At 71.5% G+C, this 14,962-nt stretch carries 14 protein-coding genes; 3 read left to right on the top strand and 11 right to left on the bottom strand.

All coding sequences use genetic code 11. From position 1 onward, the window contains the following. Positions 1-49: 49 nt before the first annotated feature. A complete protein-coding gene (locus tag ACQPX6_RS08585) occupies positions 50-2,011 on the bottom strand; it encodes a galactose oxidase-like domain-containing protein (protein ID WP_433786887.1) in 1,962 nt (653 codons plus the stop codon). A gap of 196 nt (positions 2,012-2,207) precedes the next feature. Further along, positions 2,208-2,705 (bottom strand): hypothetical protein, encoded by a 498-nt coding sequence (locus ACQPX6_RS08590; protein ID WP_433786888.1) that lies wholly within the window; start codon positions 2,703-2,705, stop codon positions 2,208-2,210. Positions 2,706-3,300: 595 nt separating this feature from the next. Here ACQPX6_RS08590 and ACQPX6_RS08595 point away from each other — a divergent pair. Continuing rightward, on the top strand, positions 3,301-4,344 hold the full coding sequence (locus ACQPX6_RS08595; RefSeq protein WP_433788223.1) for a HoxN/HupN/NixA family nickel/cobalt transporter: 1,044 nt from the start codon (positions 3,301-3,303) through the stop codon (positions 4,342-4,344). Positions 4,345-4,822: 478 nt separating this feature from the next. Next, positions 4,823-5,644: a polysaccharide deacetylase family protein gene (locus ACQPX6_RS08600; protein WP_433786889.1), complete on the top strand. Its 822-nt coding sequence runs from the start codon at positions 4,823-4,825 to the stop codon at positions 5,642-5,644. A 279-nt stretch (positions 5,645-5,923) separates the two neighbouring features. Here ACQPX6_RS08600 and ACQPX6_RS08605 read toward each other — a convergent pair whose 3' ends face one another. Together ACQPX6_RS08605 and ACQPX6_RS08610 are read right to left on the bottom strand one after the other, a co-directional pair. After that, entirely contained in the window at positions 5,924-6,259 is a 336-nt protein-coding gene (locus ACQPX6_RS08605; protein WP_433786890.1) for a hypothetical protein, read from the bottom strand. A gap of 313 nt (positions 6,260-6,572) precedes the next feature. Next, positions 6,573-8,762: a heavy metal translocating P-type ATPase gene (locus tag ACQPX6_RS08610; protein ID WP_433786891.1), complete on the bottom strand. Its 2,190-nt coding sequence runs from the start codon at positions 8,760-8,762 to the stop codon at positions 6,573-6,575. Between the two features lie 115 nt (positions 8,763-8,877). Here ACQPX6_RS08610 and ACQPX6_RS08615 point away from each other — a divergent pair, with 115 nt between their 5' ends. Next, positions 8,878-9,267 carry an ArsR/SmtB family transcription factor gene (locus tag ACQPX6_RS08615; RefSeq protein WP_433786892.1) on the top strand — a complete coding sequence of 130 codons (390 nt, stop codon included), beginning with the start codon at positions 8,878-8,880 and terminating at the stop codon, positions 9,265-9,267. A 4-nt stretch (positions 9,268-9,271) separates the two neighbouring features. Here ACQPX6_RS08615 and ACQPX6_RS08620 read toward each other — a convergent pair whose 3' ends face one another. The 7 genes from ACQPX6_RS08620 to ACQPX6_RS08650 form a co-directional block, all read right to left on the bottom strand. Next, complete coding sequence (locus ACQPX6_RS08620; RefSeq protein ID WP_433786894.1) at positions 9,272-9,898, bottom strand: vitamin K epoxide reductase family protein; 627 nt, start codon at positions 9,896-9,898, stop codon at positions 9,272-9,274. Positions 9,899-9,941: 43 nt separating this feature from the next. Further along, positions 9,942-10,760, bottom strand: a complete 819-nt coding sequence (locus ACQPX6_RS08625; RefSeq protein WP_433786895.1) for a cytochrome c biogenesis CcdA family protein — start codon at positions 10,758-10,760, stop codon at positions 9,942-9,944. After that, positions 10,757-11,323 carry a TlpA family protein disulfide reductase gene (locus tag ACQPX6_RS08630; RefSeq protein WP_433786896.1) on the bottom strand — a complete coding sequence of 189 codons (567 nt, stop codon included), beginning with the start codon at positions 11,321-11,323 and terminating at the stop codon, positions 10,757-10,759. Before ACQPX6_RS08630 ends, ACQPX6_RS08625 begins: the two co-directional genes overlap by 4 nt. A gap of 47 nt (positions 11,324-11,370) precedes the next feature. Beyond that, positions 11,371-12,090 carry a DsbA family protein gene (locus tag ACQPX6_RS08635; protein WP_433786897.1) on the bottom strand — a complete coding sequence of 240 codons (720 nt, stop codon included), beginning with the start codon at positions 12,088-12,090 and terminating at the stop codon, positions 11,371-11,373. Between the two features lie 100 nt (positions 12,091-12,190). Next, positions 12,191-13,477 (bottom strand): Nramp family divalent metal transporter, encoded by a 1,287-nt coding sequence (locus ACQPX6_RS08640; RefSeq protein WP_433786899.1) that lies wholly within the window; start codon positions 13,475-13,477, stop codon positions 12,191-12,193. Positions 13,478-13,579: 102 nt separating this feature from the next. Continuing rightward, positions 13,580-14,293 carry a methyltransferase family protein gene (locus ACQPX6_RS08645; protein WP_433786900.1) on the bottom strand — a complete coding sequence of 238 codons (714 nt, stop codon included), beginning with the start codon at positions 14,291-14,293 and terminating at the stop codon, positions 13,580-13,582. Further along, positions 14,290-14,952, bottom strand: coding sequence for a class I SAM-dependent methyltransferase (locus tag ACQPX6_RS08650; RefSeq protein ID WP_433788224.1), 663 nt, complete (start codon positions 14,950-14,952; stop codon positions 14,290-14,292). The genes ACQPX6_RS08645 and ACQPX6_RS08650 overlap by 4 nt, the downstream gene beginning before the upstream one ends. Positions 14,953-14,962 lie beyond the last annotated feature (10 nt).

A 14,962-nucleotide genomic window follows, 5' to 3' on the forward strand; every position in this document is an offset into this window, starting at 1 on the left:
CTGCCCCGGCGGCCGCGCCGCCGCTGGCGGTGCCCCAACGAACCCCTGCTCACGGGCGTGCCTCGCGATCCGATCCGGGCTCGGGGACCTCGATCCACCGGCCCGCCGAGGGGATGCCGCGATCGTCGAGGAGGAAGAGCATGTAACGCCCGGGCGGGGCGAGGGCCCGGTTCTCGGGCACGGTGAGGGTCACGGCACCGTCGCGCTTGGTCATGTCGAGGGCGATCGATCGTTGGTTGACGTCGGTCACATGGGTGGCTGTCATGGGCGCCATGAGTCGGGCGTTGACGATGCGTCCCGCGTCCGGGGTGCCGACGGTGATGGTGTCGCCGAGCCCGGCCTTCGGCGGGGCGTCCGAGATCGCGGGCTGCGGACCCCGGAACAGGTAGGGCGGCGTGTAGATCTCGATGCGCTGCTCGAACGTGCCCGGGACCGTGTTCGCTGTGTCGTTGAAGAGCGGGTCGGAGCCCACGACCATCACGCGTCCGTCGGGCAGCAGCATGCTCGCCGAATGGTAGTTCCTGCCGATCTGCGGGTCGGCGGCGTAGTCCAGCGTGTTGGTCTGCGGCCGATAGAGGCGGGCGTTGTGGTTGTCGGAGTTGCCCTTGCCGCGGTAGTCGCGGGACCCGTTACTGATCAGCATCGAGTCGTCGGGCAGCGTCGTGAGGTTCGGGTAGCGCGTGCCCTCGGGCAGCATCGGTCCCGGCTGCCACGTCGGGTTCGGGCTGTCCAGGTCGATCGTGTCGATGCGTGCGCTCGAGCGGGGGCTCTCGCCGACCCCGCCGCCGCCGACCACGGCGATCCGCTGGTCCTGCACCGGCCCGGCCCACGCGGAGCCCGCCGTCTCCAGCAGGTCGGGGTCACGCATGCCGGGCACCGGGGTGAGGATGTTGGTGCGCAGGTTCCAGAAGCCGGGGGCACGGCCCTGCTCGGCCGGGCCGTAGCCGGAGTTGGCCCCCGAGTAGAACAGCACGTTCTCTCGCGCGGTCTGGAAGACGGCGGGGTAGGTCGGGAAGTACTGCGTGAGGTCCTTGCGCTCGGTCCACTGTCGAGTCACCGGGTCGTAGATCTCGTTCTGCCCGTTGAGAACCTCGCCGGTGCCGTCCAGCCCGGACATGGCCAGCACGCCGCCGTCCGCGAGACCGGTGAGTGTCGGGTACCAGCGCTTGAACTCCATGTCGCCGACGCGCTCGTAGGTCTCGGTGTACGGGTTGAACTCGTAGCTCTCGTCGAGGCCCTGGTAGTTCTGCTTCTTCAAGGTCATGGCTTGGCCGAGTGCGTAGACATTCCGGGCCTCGGCCGGCGGAATCCCGTTGATGAGGTACTGGCGTGGTCCCTCGGTGACGTAGCGCGGGCCAGGCTCGATCGCCTCGGCGAACACGGTGGTCTCGCTGGCCGTGACTGTCGCTCCGCGACTGGTCGTGACCTTGGTGGCGGGCTCCACCACGAACTCGTGCGAGGCGCGGTAGACGAGGCCCTCGGGCGACCGGAACTCGGTGCCCGCGGGGAAGGTCAGCGGCAGCGCGTCGGGGTTCTCGTTCTTGACGGTCACGCCGCCCGCCGCGTTGGTGACCGCGCCGTCGAGGCGCTCGTAGCGCTGGGTGCCGCCGGCGATGAGCAGGTTGCCCGAGGCGAGGAAGGTGTGTCCGGCGCAGAACATGTCCGACGGCGTCGGGATGACGCGGCTGCGGCCCGTCGCCGGGTCGTACACGAGGCTCTTGAACGTCCCCGCGTTGAACATGTCCTCTTTGTTGCCGGACCCGGCGACGAGGAGGATGCGGCCGGTCGGGAGCACGGCGGCGTGGATCGCGTTGACCTTCTGGTCATCGGGGAGCTCGACGACGTCCCACTTGCCGAACTGTTCCTTGTACTCCTGGCTGTTGATCAACCGCTGGTGTCGGAGCTCGGAGACCCAGGTCCACGCGGGCGGGATGTTCACGCCGAGCATCACGGCGGGGACGACCACGAACAGGAGGAGGCGCCGTAGCCGGCGGGTCAGGCCCGGCGTCATCGGAGCCACCTCCGGCCGGAGGTCGGTGGGCAGGGCGGGGAGCACGGACAGGTCAGCACGGATCGACCTCTCGGAAGGGGCCGCTCGCGCGGATCGACGCGCGGACGGCGGTTCTCGACGACCAGGGACGTGGCCCCGCACCAGGTGGCGCGAGGACCTTCGAGCAGGCCGATCTGCGGTCGGCATGCTCCGCCACTCAGGTGTGCGGCGGCCCCCGAGGAGTCCGTGGGAGGTGCTCGGTGCGGCCGAGCGGGAGGGAGCGCGGGCCCTCGCACGATGGGGTGGCGAGGAACTCGATGAGGGGCAGGTCTGCCCAGCTTCGCGGCACCCATCGGTCGAGGAGATCGCGGAGGTCGCCGGCCACCCGCTCGCCGCCCAACAGCAGCGCGGTGAGGACAACGGCGGCGAGGATGTGGACGCCCGAGGACCCCGACGAGAGCAGGGTGGAGGGCGACCCGGGGAAGCGGAGGACGGCCTCCATCGCCGCTTGGCCGGCCAACAGGACGACCCACGGCGGCCAAGAACCGCGGCTCCGACGGGATACACCGATCGCGCCGCCGGTCGTCGCCACGCCGAGGAGAAGCACACCGAGAACCGCGAGGAACGACGTCGGCGACGTGCCGCCGCCCGCCAGGTGCCCGAAGACACCACCGACCGGTGCCCCGATCGTGACCAGGGTGAACCTGGTGCTCACAGCGCGTGTCGGTCGCGCGGGAGACCCGGTCACGAGCGGCACGCTACCGGGGGCCCTCTTCTCCCAGGTCGGGCCCCACACGGGGTTCAGTGATGTCGGCGCCGTGACGTGCAAAGCGCTCTCCGCGGATCGTCGTTCCGTGTCCTGCCCGGGCTACTGCATGCCGGGGTGCGGCGCCGCCCTCAGCTGCCCCGCTGCGGTCCGCGAGGGCCACGGCGGAAGCACCAGCCGAGATGGCGACGGTCATGGAAGAACGTCAACGGGGCGATCCATCGCCGCTGGTTCGGAGGGTCGGGCTTGCCTCCGACGGGCTGCTCCGGCGCACCGTCACCTCTTCCCGGACCCACCGCGAGGTCGGCTTGTCACGCCGCGCGCAGAGTCCCTCCCTCTGCGAGCGGGCGACGCGGCATCCCATCATGAACCGACTCCGGGGCTCGCAGTCGCCAGCGAAGCCCCCAGCCTCATCGCCCACCTTGTGCAGCTGCCACCATTTCGCGCAAGCTCACGACTCGTGACGGAGACGGCAGTACACCCCGGGTCGTCCCGACGGTTCTGGACGGGCTGGAGCCGGCGTGACCGGGCCTCAATCGTGGGCATGGTCGGCTTCGTCGTCCTGCTGCACCTGGTCGGTTGGGGCGTGCTGGTCCTGGCGGTCGCCCCGCAGAACTTGACGCTGGGCAGCGCCGGGGTGTTCACGGTGGGCCTGGGCGCGACCGCCTACCTTCTCGGCGTCCGGCACGCGTTCGACGCGGACCACATCGCCGTCGTCGACAACACGACCCGCAAGCTCGTCGGTGAGGGCAGGCCAGCTGTCGCAGCGGGCTTGTGGTTCTCCCTGGGTCACTCGAGTGTCGTCTTCGGGCTCTCCGCTCTCCTGGCGCTCGGCGTGCGCGCGATGGCGGGGAGCGTGCAGGATGAGAACTCGCTGCTGTTGCAGCACCTGGCACTGGTCGGAGCGATCGTGGCGGGTGGGTTCCTCATCCTCATCGGGCTGAGCAATCTCGTCGCCGTGGTGGGTATCGCCCGGGTGTTCCGGACCATGCGCGCCGGCGAGCTCGACGAGGCCGAGCTCGAACGCCATCTCGAGTCCCGAGGCCTGCTCGCGCGGCTGCTGGGACGGGTGACGCGGCGGGTGAGCAAGCCCTGGCATCTCTACCCGGTGGGCCTGCTCATGGGCCTGGGCTTCGACACCGCGACCCAGGTGACGCTCCTGGTGCTCGCCGGCGGCACAGCTGCCTTCACGTTGCCCTGGTACGCGATCCTCGTGCTGCCGGTGCTGTTCGCCGCCGGGATGACGCTGTTCGACACCGCCGACGGCATCTTCATGACCCACGCCTACGGCTGGGCGTTCCTGAAGCCCGTCCGCAAGGTCTTCTACAACCTCACCGTCACCGTGCTGTCGGTGGTCGTCGCCCTGGTCGTCGGAGTGATCGTGCTCGCGGGGCTGCTCGCCGAGCGGCTCGGCGTTGAATCCGGCCCGTTGTCCTGGATCGGCTCGTTCGAGCTGGGTTCGGCGGGTTTCGTCATCGTCGGTCTCTTCGTCCTGACCTGGCTCGTCGCGGTCGCGATCTGGCGTCTCGCCGGCATCGAGGAGAAGTGGTCCGCCCGCGGTCGTACGCCGTCCGACGTTGCTCGATGAGTACGGGGCCATCCGAGGATCGATGAGCGTCGGCGGGGCGAGTTTCTGCGGGTGGTGGCGCAGATCCGCCGCCCGATGAGGGCGACGTGCGCGGTCTCGATGGCGGCATCGCTCCCATGACTCCTATGGCGATGCTGACGTGCGCGGCGGCCGGGACGGGCGGCGGTGCGCGCGAGCACTTCGTGGCCTTTGAGCCGCGGCGCCCTGGGTGACCTGGGCGACGCCACCGGGGACTCGTGGACGACGCCCGGCGTCGTTGATCAGCTTCTTCACCCGCGGCAAGTTCCCCGCACGGGCGCCTCCCGAGGCGGATCCCCTGTCGTCCGACGTTCACTCGATCGGCGCTAGAGGGTCACTCGCGGCACGTTACGTCTGACCTCTATGGTGGCCGTCGCGGCGGCTCGTGTGGCGCATGTGACTGACGGGATGGAAGTGACGAGTGCTCACTCCTCGGCAACGCGTCATCCTGCGCCAGATCGTGAGCCCGCCCTACATCTACCGCTGGGCTGGTCTTCTCACGACGGTCGGGCTGATCGTCGGGGTGGCGGCCGTCGTGCTGTCCGACGTGCGGGCGCCGACCGTGCTCGCGACGAGCCAGGACCCTGCCATCGCCGCGGCCGCGGGTGAGCTCCAGGGACGGCAGGCCGAGGACGCCCCCGCCCGGGGCGTGCCCGGCGGTGCCCGACCGGCCATCACGGCGTCGCGGCTGACAGTCACATCGACGACCACCGAGCGGCCGACGGTGGCGCTCACTTTCGACGACGGGCCCACTCCCGAGTACACGCCGCAGGTGCTCGAGCTGCTGGCGCAGTACGAGGCGCCGGCGACGTTCTGCATGGTCGGCAACCAGGCGGCCGCCCACCCCGACCTCGTGCAACGCGTGGCCGCCAGGAAGAACCGGCTCTGCGACCACACGATGACCCACGACGCCGGCGTCGGCATGTACGACCCCGATCTCATGAGCCGCCAGCTGGACACCAGCCGCACCTCGCTGGCCACGGCGGTCGACCCGGCCGCGTCGGTTGACTATTTCCGCGCCCCGGAGGGCGCGTGGACCCCGGCCCTCGATGAGGTGTCCGCGCGCACCGGCATGCGCCCGCTCGGGTGGTCGGTGGACACCCTCGACTGGAGTCGGCCCGGTGTCGCTGCGATCGTCGCGAGCGTGCAGCAGTCGGTGCACCCCGGCGCGATCATCCTCTTCCACGATGGCGGCGGACCGCGCGAGCAGACCGTCGAGGCCCTGCGCCAGCTGCTGCCGTGCCTGCAGGACCAGGGCTACGCGTTCACACTGCCGACCTGATCGTCACCGCCCCGGGGGCGGTGTCTGCGGATGACCTTCTCCGCCCCGCCCTCGCAGCACGTAGTGGCCTCGCTTCGGGCTAGGTGCGCGGCGATCCCTGAACTCCTCCGGGCGCGCCGATGGGAGGGATGACGACGAACGCGCGGGACCACCGGGCCCGCCCCGCGGACGCCGTTCGGGCCGTCACCGGTCTCACGTGGCATCCGCGTATCAGGGGGTGTGAGATGACGGCCCGCACCACAGGTCTTCCATGCTGACGCCTCGAATCACCGGTCGCTCTCAAGAGTCCGGTTTCTGCTTCGCATCGTGCTCGATATCCCGATCTCGATCTTCTTGATCGGGGCCGTCTTGCCCGGGTTCGTTCTGCTCGGAAACGTCCTGTTGGGCGGCGGTCCGATCAGGGCCAGCGGTGTCCCGGCGCCGCAGCCTGCGCCACCACACAGGGGCGTAGATGGGAACGGCGATGAGGAACAGAACGATGATGGGCACCCCGACGAACAGAATCGCGCCTTGCAGGTAGGTGAGGCCGGGCGCCTCGTTGGCCGATGCAGTCCAGCTGGCGACGCCCGCAATCGCGTCCAGGCTTCCCGAAGCGTACGAAGGGAGCAACGGCATTAGGTCTTGAGGTCCGTGGTGGCGCCGGGGTCGCTGGGCGCCACGCTCGCGGTGTGGAGCGATCGCTCGTCGGCGGCGACGTCGAAGGTCACGGCCACCGCCGCGCGAGCACCGAGGACGTGATCCGTGGGAGGGTCCGTGCCGCTATCCGCTCGCCCACCGTTACAGGTCCGCCGAGCACGACGAGGACGATACCGCCTGCGAGGTCGGGTGCTGGTGATCTCGACAAAGGTCCGTCGGATTCGCCCCTTCGTGGCGGTCTCGGTCTGAGTGTCCGTCGAATAGCCGCCACGAGAAGCCACCCTCCCGGCGCCTATGTCGCTGGGCGCCGGCCGTCGACCGCGTCGGCGTGGCCGGCCTTGGTCGATGGCACCGAGACGCAGCAGGAGCAACCGTCTCCGCAGCCGGCATCGGCGGTGGCGCGGGGCGACGTGTCCAGCCGCCGGATCTCCACGCCGCTCGCCCCATCGGGTCGCGTCGAGGACGCGGACGGCGTCGGGCTGCAGCAGGAGTCCTCGAGCTCCGGGGCCGCCTCGACCGTCAAGTGGTGGCGTCCCACGCTGGGCGGGGCGGCGACGAGGCCAGGGAGAGGCCGGGTCCGGGCGGCTCGGACGGCGTTGAGGATGACCAGGACCTCGGCGGCCTCGTGGATCACGACGACGGTCGCCAGACCGAGGACGCCGAACGCGGCGAGCGGGATCAGCACGCCGATGATCAGCAGCGAGAGTCCGACGTTCTGCAGCATGATCCACCGCGCCCGGCGGGCGTGGGCGAGGGTCTGCGGGAGGTGGCGGAGGTCTTCGCCCATGAGGGCGACGTCGGCGGTCTCGATGGCGACGTCGGTGCCCATGGCGCCCATCGCGATGCCGACGTCGGCGGTGGCCAGCGCGGGCGCGTCGTTGACGCCGTCGCCGACCATGGCGATGCGTCGGCCGGGCGCGATGCTCGGCAGCAGCGCGGCCTTGTCCTCGGGCCGCAGGTCGGCGTGCACCGTGGTGATGCCGGCCTGATCGGCCAACGCTGCCGCCGTACGACCGTTGTCGCCGGTGAGCATCGCGACCGACAGGCCCAGGTCGTGGAGCCGGCGCACGGCCTCGGGCGCCTCCGGGCGCAGCTCGTCGCGGACCGCGATCGCGCCCAGCAGGGCGTCGCCGCTCTCGACGAGCACGACGGTCGCGCCCTCGCCCTGCAGACGGTCGACGTCAGCCGCCAGCGGACCGGCCATGACCCAGCCTGGCTTGCCGAGGCGGAGGCCGACACCGTCCCGGGTGCCGGTCAGGCCGTGTCCCGGCACCGCGGTCACGTCGTCGGCGGCGGAGTTCTGGACCGCTTGTTGGTCGGCCGCAGCGGACAGGACGGCCCGTGCGAGTGGGTGTTCGCTGCGGGCCTCGAGGGCGGCCGCGACGGCGAGGACCTCGCCCGGCTCGTGGCCGGGCGCGCCGATGATGTCGATGACCTCGGGGTCGTTGCGGGTGAGGGTGCCGGTCTTGTCCAGCGCCACGGCCCGGACGCGACCGAGCTCCTCGAGGGCGGCTCCGCCCTTCACCAGGGCGCCGTGGCGGCTCGACGCCCCGATGGCGGCCACCACGGTGAGCGGCACGGAGATCGCCAGCGCGCAGGGTGAGGCCGCGACGAGAACGACGAGGGCGCGCTCGAGCCAGAGCAGCGGGTCGCCGAGGAGCGCACCGACCGCGCCCACGAGCACCGCCAGGACCACGATCGCGGGCACGAGCGGGCGGGCGACCCGGTCGGCGAGGCGTTGGCCCGCGCCCTTGCGGTCCTGGGCCTCCTCGACGATGTGCACGATCCGCGCGAGCGAGCTGTCCGATGCCGCGGCCGTGACCTCGACCTCGACCGCGCCGCCGCCATTGATGGTGCCGGCGAAGAGGTCGTCACCGGGACCGGCCTCGACGGGGACCGACTCTCCGGTGATCGCTGAGGTGTCGAGGCTGGTGCGGCCGGCACGGATGCGGCCGTCGGTGGCCGCCCGCTCGCCGGGGCGCAGGACGAGCACGTCGCCGACGACCAGGTCGTCGGGCGCGACCGTGACCTCCTGCCCCTCGCGCAGCACCGACGCCGTGGGCGGCACCAGACCGAGCAGCGCCCGCAGTCCGCGTCGGGTGCGGGTGACCGCGTAGTGCTCCAGCCCCTCGGCGATCGAGAATAGGATGCCCAGCAGCGCCGCCTCGGCGACCTGACCGAGGGCGACGGCACCGACCGCCGCGATCGTCATCAACGTGCCGACCCCGATCCGGCCGCGCCGTAGGTTCCGTAGCGCGGCGGGCACGAACGTCGAGCCGGCGACGACGGCGGCGACCAGCTCGAGTCCGGTCACCACGATGTCCGGGACGCCACCCCACTCGAGGAGCCACGCGAGGCCGAGCAGTACGGCGGCGGCGAGGGAGACCTGCAGCTCGCGGACCTGCCACAGCCGCGCAGGACCCTCGTCGTGACCCGCACCGACCTCCGGTGCCTCGTCGGGGCCGCAGCAGGCGTCGGACACGGCTGCTCCTTCCGTCCGCTCGGTCAGGGTCTCGCGGAGCGTCACCCTAACGTCCGTTGATGTGTCAGGTCGACAGGGTCGCCTACTTCGTGCCAATGAACGTTAGGGTGAGGCGGTGAGCGAGAGCGCGCTTCCGGCGGACGAGCAGTGCGACCTGCTGTGCCTGGACCTGCCGCACGCCGAGGACATCCGCACGTCCCTGCCGGACCTCGACGCCCTGACCTCGGCCGCGACACTCGGGAAGGCGCTCGCCGACCCCACGCGCCTGGCGGTCGGCGCGGCGCTGCTGGCCGGCGACGAGCTGTGCGTCTGCGACATGGCATGGGTCGTGGGCCAGGCGCAGAACCTCGCCTCGCACCACCTGCGCGTACTGCGTGCCGCGGGGCTGGTGACGTCGCGCCGTGACGGCAAGCTCGTCATGTACCGGCTGACCCCGGTTGGTCGCGCGCTCGTGGGTGCCGTGCTCGGCGAGACCACGCCGGACCGGGCAGTGGTCGACTCCTGACCGGTCAGAGGCCCACCAGGTCGGCGAACCACCCGGGGAACGACGCCACCACCACAGCGAGCACCACGACATAGGACGCCACGGTTGTCGCGCCCGGGCGACGGGCGACGAGCCGTCCCGGCGGGCCCGCCACGAGGTGCCCGCGATCGAGGTTCTCGGCGGTGACGAACCAGAACACGGCGATCGTGGCGGCCCAGACCATCATGCAGTACGGGCAGAGCGCTCCGATGACCGCGACGCTCTGGACGATCAGCCAGCCGACGAAGGCGACGGCGGCAGTGACCCCGCCCTGCAACGCCAGCCAGCACCAGGTCGGCAACGGCGTCCGCCCCAGCAGCAGGGCTCCCACGGCGGCGACGACGGGGAAGGTGGCGAGGCCGATGATCGGGTTGGGGAAGCCCAGGACCTCCGACTGCGCGGTCCGCATGATCGAGCCGCACGACAGGACCGCGTCGATGCTGCAGCTCGGCAGGTAGTCCGGCTTCGCCAGCAGCGCGATCTTCTCGACGAGCAGCACGAGGGCAGCCGCGGCGCCGACGAGACCGGCGACGAGGAGGACCGGTCCGGTCCCACGGGACCCCGTGACCGGGACGGCCGGCGGAGCCGCCGTGTGCTCGGGGGCGACGGTCATGACGTCCTCGGCTTCCCTTCGCGCGATGCGGGCTGTGCTCCGGTCAGAGCACCGTGGTGAACCCGGAGACCGGGCCCCGGAGGAGGGCGACGAAGTCGCCCCAGAGGCCTGTCACCAGGGCGAGCCCCACGACCACGAGCATGACACCGCCCGCCTGCTGCAGTCTCCGGGTGTGGGCGCTGAGCCACGCCTGCACCCGCACGGTGCGGGCCGTTCCCAGCGAGAGCAGGAGGAACGGAAGCCCGAGCCCCGCGCAGTACGCGAGCACCAGGACCAGACCGCGCACCGACGCGCCACCGGAAGGCGTCCCCGCCGCCAGGGCGATCACGCCGGTGAGGGTCGGTCCGAGGCAGGGTGTCCAGCCCAGCCCGAACGTGGCACCGAGCAGCGGGGCGCCCAGGAGTCCCGCGTCCGGTGTCCGGATGTGGCGGGTGTCGCGCTGGAGCGAGGGCACCAGACCGAGGAACACCAGGCCCATCGCGACGGTGACGACCCCGCCCATGCGTTGCAGCAGACCCTGGTTGATCAACAGCACGTCCGAGAGCCAGACGACCGTTCCCAGCCCGATGGCGAAGACGACGGTGAAGCCGGCGACGAACAGGGCCGTGGCCGCCAGCAGTCGACCTCGGCGACGAGGTTCCGTGAGCACGGTTGCAGGCCCGCTCGCCTCCTCCGAGGGGCTCGGCCCGCCATCGCTGGGGGTCGGCGGGCGCTGTGCTCCGACCAGGCCGGCGAGGTAGGCGAGGTAGCCGGGGACGAGGGGCACGACGCACGGCGATGCGAAGCTGACCGCCCCCGCGGCCATGCTCACGACGATCGCGAGGAGCAGCGGGCCGGTGAGGGCGATGTCGGTGGGGTTCACGGGCCCCCTCCCGCCGGGGACCTCGGTTCTGTGGCGATGCGGCGGATCGTGGGCTCGATGTCGGCCGTCAGAACCGCGGTCAGGAAGACCGCGGCCACGCGGCCCTCGCGGTCGAGGACGATCGTCGACGGGACGACGTTGCGGGGAAAGCCGCGGAGCGCGAGCAGGGTCCGTCCCGGCGGGTCGTAGATCGAGGGGTAGGACACGCCCCGGTCGCGCAGGAAGTCGGCGGCGGCGTCCCGGTCGTCCCGCACGTCGATCCCGAGAAACTGGACGCCCAGGGGCGCGGTCGCCCGGGCGGCGGCCTCGAGCTCCGGAGTCTCGGCGCGGCACGGCCCGCACCAGGAGCCCCAGATGTTGAGCACGACGACCTGCCCGGGGAAGGAGGCCGTCCCGATGTCGACGCCGGGCCGGAGCACGTCCTCCCCGGCGATGGGCGGCACGAGGCCGCGGGTCACGGGCGGGTCGTAGAACACGCGGCTCTGCCCGCCGGGCGAGGTGAACGTGAAGGTCCCGGGCCGCTGGTCCTGACCGCACCCCACCAGCAGCGCGGTGACCGTCACGGCCAACAGGATCGAGAGCCGTCGCGTCCTCCCGCCGGGGACGTGCCTCACGGCGTTGCGAGCGCCTGGTCGATGGTTGCCTTCAGGGCGGGGTAGGTGCGGTCGCCCTCCACCGGCCGGTCGTTGATGAAGATGGTCGGGGTGCCCTGCACGCCGACGCTGATGCCGTCGTCGCGGTCGGCCAGCACGCGGTCGCGGACCGCGGGGTCGGCGACGTCACGGTCGTAGGCCGCCATGTCCAGCCCGAGACGCTCGGCGAAGCCGCGGAACGTCGGTGCCTGCGACACCTGCTGCTCGCCCCACGACGCCTGCGTCTCGTACATCGTCTGGTACATCAGCTCGTACCGCCCCTGACGCGCCGCGGCCTCGACCGCGAGGGCGGCGGGCTCGGCGTTCGCGTGTCCGGGCAGCGGGAAGTACCGGGCGACGAAGTCCACCTGGCCGGCGTACTCGGCCCGGAGGCGCTCCACGCTCGGGTACGCGGCGCGGCACGCCTCGCACTCGAAGTCGAGGAACTCGACGAAGCGGACGCGGTCGCCCGCGGGCGGCCCGAGCCGGTGGCTGTCCGGGCGGATGAGCAGCGCTGCCGGCACCGGAGCTCCGAGGACGGCGCCGCCATCCTCGGCGGTCGCCGTCGCTTGGGGTTCCTCGCTGCGGTTCGCGTGGACCAGGGACACGATCACCGCGACGACCAGCACGACGAGCACGGTGGTGATGACGGTCGCGCGCGTCGATGCGGCCGATGTCCGAGAGGTCCTGTTCGCCACGGAGCGACACGCTAAAGCATGTTGCTGTGAAGGGGCGGTCGGGTGAGCGGCAGGGCGTCGCCGCGAAGGCAGAGGGGGCGGGCGCCCGTGTGCGCCCGAGTCAGCCGACGGCGCTCACCGCCAACTGCACCAGGAGGAAGAGGTTGAGAGCGATGATCACGGCGGCGACGACGCCGCCGGCCAGTGTGGTCAGGGGCCGATTGGTCAGCTCACCCATGACGTCGCTGCGGCGGGTCAACAGGATGAGCGGAACGAGGGCGAAGGGGATACCGAACGAGAGCACGACCTGGGAGAGCACGAGGGCCTGCGTGGGGTCGACGCCGACCGCCAACACGATGAGGGCGGGGGTCAGGGTGAGTGCGCGGCGCAGCAACAGGGGAACGCGTCGGCGCAGGTAGCCCTGGAGGACGACCTGGCCGGCGAGTGTCCCGACCCCGGAGGAGGCCAGGCCGGAGGCCAGCAGTGCCAACGCGAAGGCCAGCGCCGCGATCCGGTCGATCGATGCGAGGCCGGCGTACACGCCCTCCAAGGTGTCGGGGCGGGTCGTCGAGCCGTGGAACAACGCCGCGGCGATGAGCAGCATGGAGAGGTTGACCAGCCCGGCGAGCCCCATGGCCAGGACGACGTCGACACGTTGGTAACGGAGCCGTTCCCGCTGGCTCGCCTCGGGCAGAGGCACACGGCTCTGGGTGAGAGCCGAGTGCAGGTAGATCACGTGGGGCATGACGGTGGCGCCGAGGATGCCGGTGGCCAGCAAGACGCTCTCGGTTCCGGCGAAGCCGGGAACCAGGCCGGCCACGGCAGCGGGTGCGTCGACGTCCACGCGCGACAGGTCGACGAGGAAGCCGATGGCGATGACCGCGAACAGTCCGCCCACGGCGACCTCGAAGCGGCGGTAGCCGCGGGTGTGGAGGCCGAGCAACACGAAGGCCACGGCGCCGGTGATGACTCCACCGTGCAGTAGGGGCAGACCGAACAGCAGGTTCAGGGCGATCGCGCCGCCGATGACCTCGGCGAGGTCGGTAGCCATCGCCACCAGTTCGGCCTGCACCCACAGTCCCCACACCACGCGGCGGGGGAACTGCTCGCGGGAGATCTCGCAGAGGTTGTGGCCGGTGGCCAGGCCGAGCTTGGCGGTCAGCGCCTGGATGAGCATCGCCACGAGATTCGCCGCGACGATCACCCACAGGAGCAGGTAGCCGTATTCCGAACCGGCCGAGAAGTTGGTGGCGAAGTTGCCGGGATCGACGTACGCGATGGCGGCGACGAAGGCAGGACCGAGGTGCAGCAGTCGGCGCATCCAGGGCGGCCTGGGCGTCGACGCCGACACGTCCGGCGTCGCACCGAGCTCGGTCCTGCGTGGCATCCTGACCCGCTCCACCGTCACGAGTAGCCCGAGACCTGCGCGAGGCCGACTCCAGAGCTCCCTCGGTGCGCCGGAACCGGTCGACGGTCGACGGGCCGCCCGCCGTGTTCGCCTCGCCGAACTCTAGAGCTGGGGTTCGACGAACACCAGTCCTCGCGTGGCGCGTCGGGGGTGGAAACGGCCGACACGGCGGGCGTAGGCCGGATAGGAGTCCGGGTGCGTGCGCCGGAGGTAGGGCTCCTCGATGCGCCGGACCTGCCACTGGCTCCCGACGGCGACCAACCCCAGGCCGGCCAGCGACATCGCGTTGGGCACCGCAAGAGTGAGGCCGGCCGCCATGACCATGACCGATGCGTAGATCGGATTGCGGATGTGACCGTAGGGGCCGGTGGTGACGAGCTCGGTGCGTTCACCCGGTGCCGCCGTCGTGCGCCAGGCGTCGCCCATGGCCTGTTGCGCCGCAGAGGTGGCCGTCACCCCCACCAGTGCCAGCCCGAGGCCGACACGTCGGAGCCCGGTGCGGTCGAGCGCCCCGAGCGGCGCACCTCCAGTGAGTTCGACGACCGGTCCGCCCACGCCGGTGGCGAGGAGGCCGGCCGCGAAGCTCAGCCGTGCTGCCCACTGCTCGACGGTGACGGGGCGACGAACACCGCTGTCACCGGTGCGACGCCGTTGCATCCTCGCGCGAACGACTCCGTCGAGCAGGGCGAAGCCGACGAACGCGCCGAGGACACCGGCGTCGAAGCTGATGCGTCCTCGGGGGGTTGGTTGGGCGGCGAGGTCACCGAGCGGTGCAGGCGGCGCTATCAAGTGCCCGAGTCGAGCTCCCCCCATCATGGCCGTGCTCCTCGGACCTCGGAGGTCTCGGTTCGGGTGGCGACGCCGGCCAGGTAGTCGCTGCCGATCCAGGTACGCCAGCGGTCGTCGATGACCAGCCCGTGCCGGGGCAGTTCGGCGAGGAACTCGCCGGCGCTGAAGCGGTCCTCGGTGGGGTGGTCGAACAGGGTTCGGTAGGAGTAGCGCGCCAAGGCGGGGGCGCACACCTCGTCGAAGAAGAACCGTCCACCCGGCGCGAGCAGCCGAGCGACCTCGTCGAGGGCGGGTCGCCAATCGGGGATGTGATGGATGATCGCGAAGTCGAACACCGCCTCGTAGCTCCCTGTGGCGCCGGCCTCGTCCGGCCCGCCGTGCGCAGCGAACGCCGTCCGCACATCGGTCGCGCTGCCTTCGGCCACCTGCACCCGCTCGCCGTAGCGGGCCAGGCGTCGCCGGGCACGGGCGACCATCGCCGGATCGAGGTCGACCGCGTCGACCCGGCCGGCCCCGAAGCGGTCGAGGATCAGCTTCGTGCCCCAGCCCTGCCCGCACCCGAGTTCGACGACGCGGCCTCCCGGCACCCGACCGCCCAGCGCGATCAGGGTCCGGGCCTCGTAGCGCTGCAGCCACCGCCGCGGTGGCGAGTTGATCAGCGCGGTCTCGGCCCGGTTCATCAGCATCGTGCCCACC

This window comes from Actinomycetospora sp. CA-101289 (assembly GCF_050955895.1).
In the GTDB taxonomy this organism is placed as follows: Bacteria; Actinomycetota; Actinomycetes; order Mycobacteriales; family Pseudonocardiaceae; genus Actinomycetospora.

What these genes read in the sequence shown, in the direction of transcription:
- ACQPX6_RS08585 (WP_433786887.1), bottom strand. Translation starts at nt 2,011, where the DNA reads ATGACGCCGGGCCTGACCCGCCGGCTACGGCGCCTCCTCCTGTTCGTG.
- ACQPX6_RS08595 (WP_433788223.1), top strand. Translation starts at nt 3,301, where the DNA reads ATGGTCGGCTTCGTCGTCCTGCTGCACCTGGTCGGTTGGGGCGTGCTG.
- ACQPX6_RS08605 (WP_433786890.1), bottom strand. Translation starts at nt 6,259, where the DNA reads ATGCCGTTGCTCCCTTCGTACGCTTCGGGAAGCCTGGACGCGATTGCG.
- ACQPX6_RS08620 (WP_433786894.1), bottom strand. Translation starts at nt 9,898, where the DNA reads ATGACCGTCGCCCCCGAGCACACGGCGGCTCCGCCGGCCGTCCCGGTC.
- ACQPX6_RS08645 (WP_433786900.1), bottom strand. Translation starts at nt 14,293, where the DNA reads ATGATGGGGGGAGCTCGACTCGGGCACTTGATAGCGCCGCCTGCACCG.
- ACQPX6_RS08650 (WP_433788224.1), bottom strand. Translation starts at nt 14,952, where the DNA reads ATGCTGATGAACCGGGCCGAGACCGCGCTGATCAACTCGCCACCGCGG.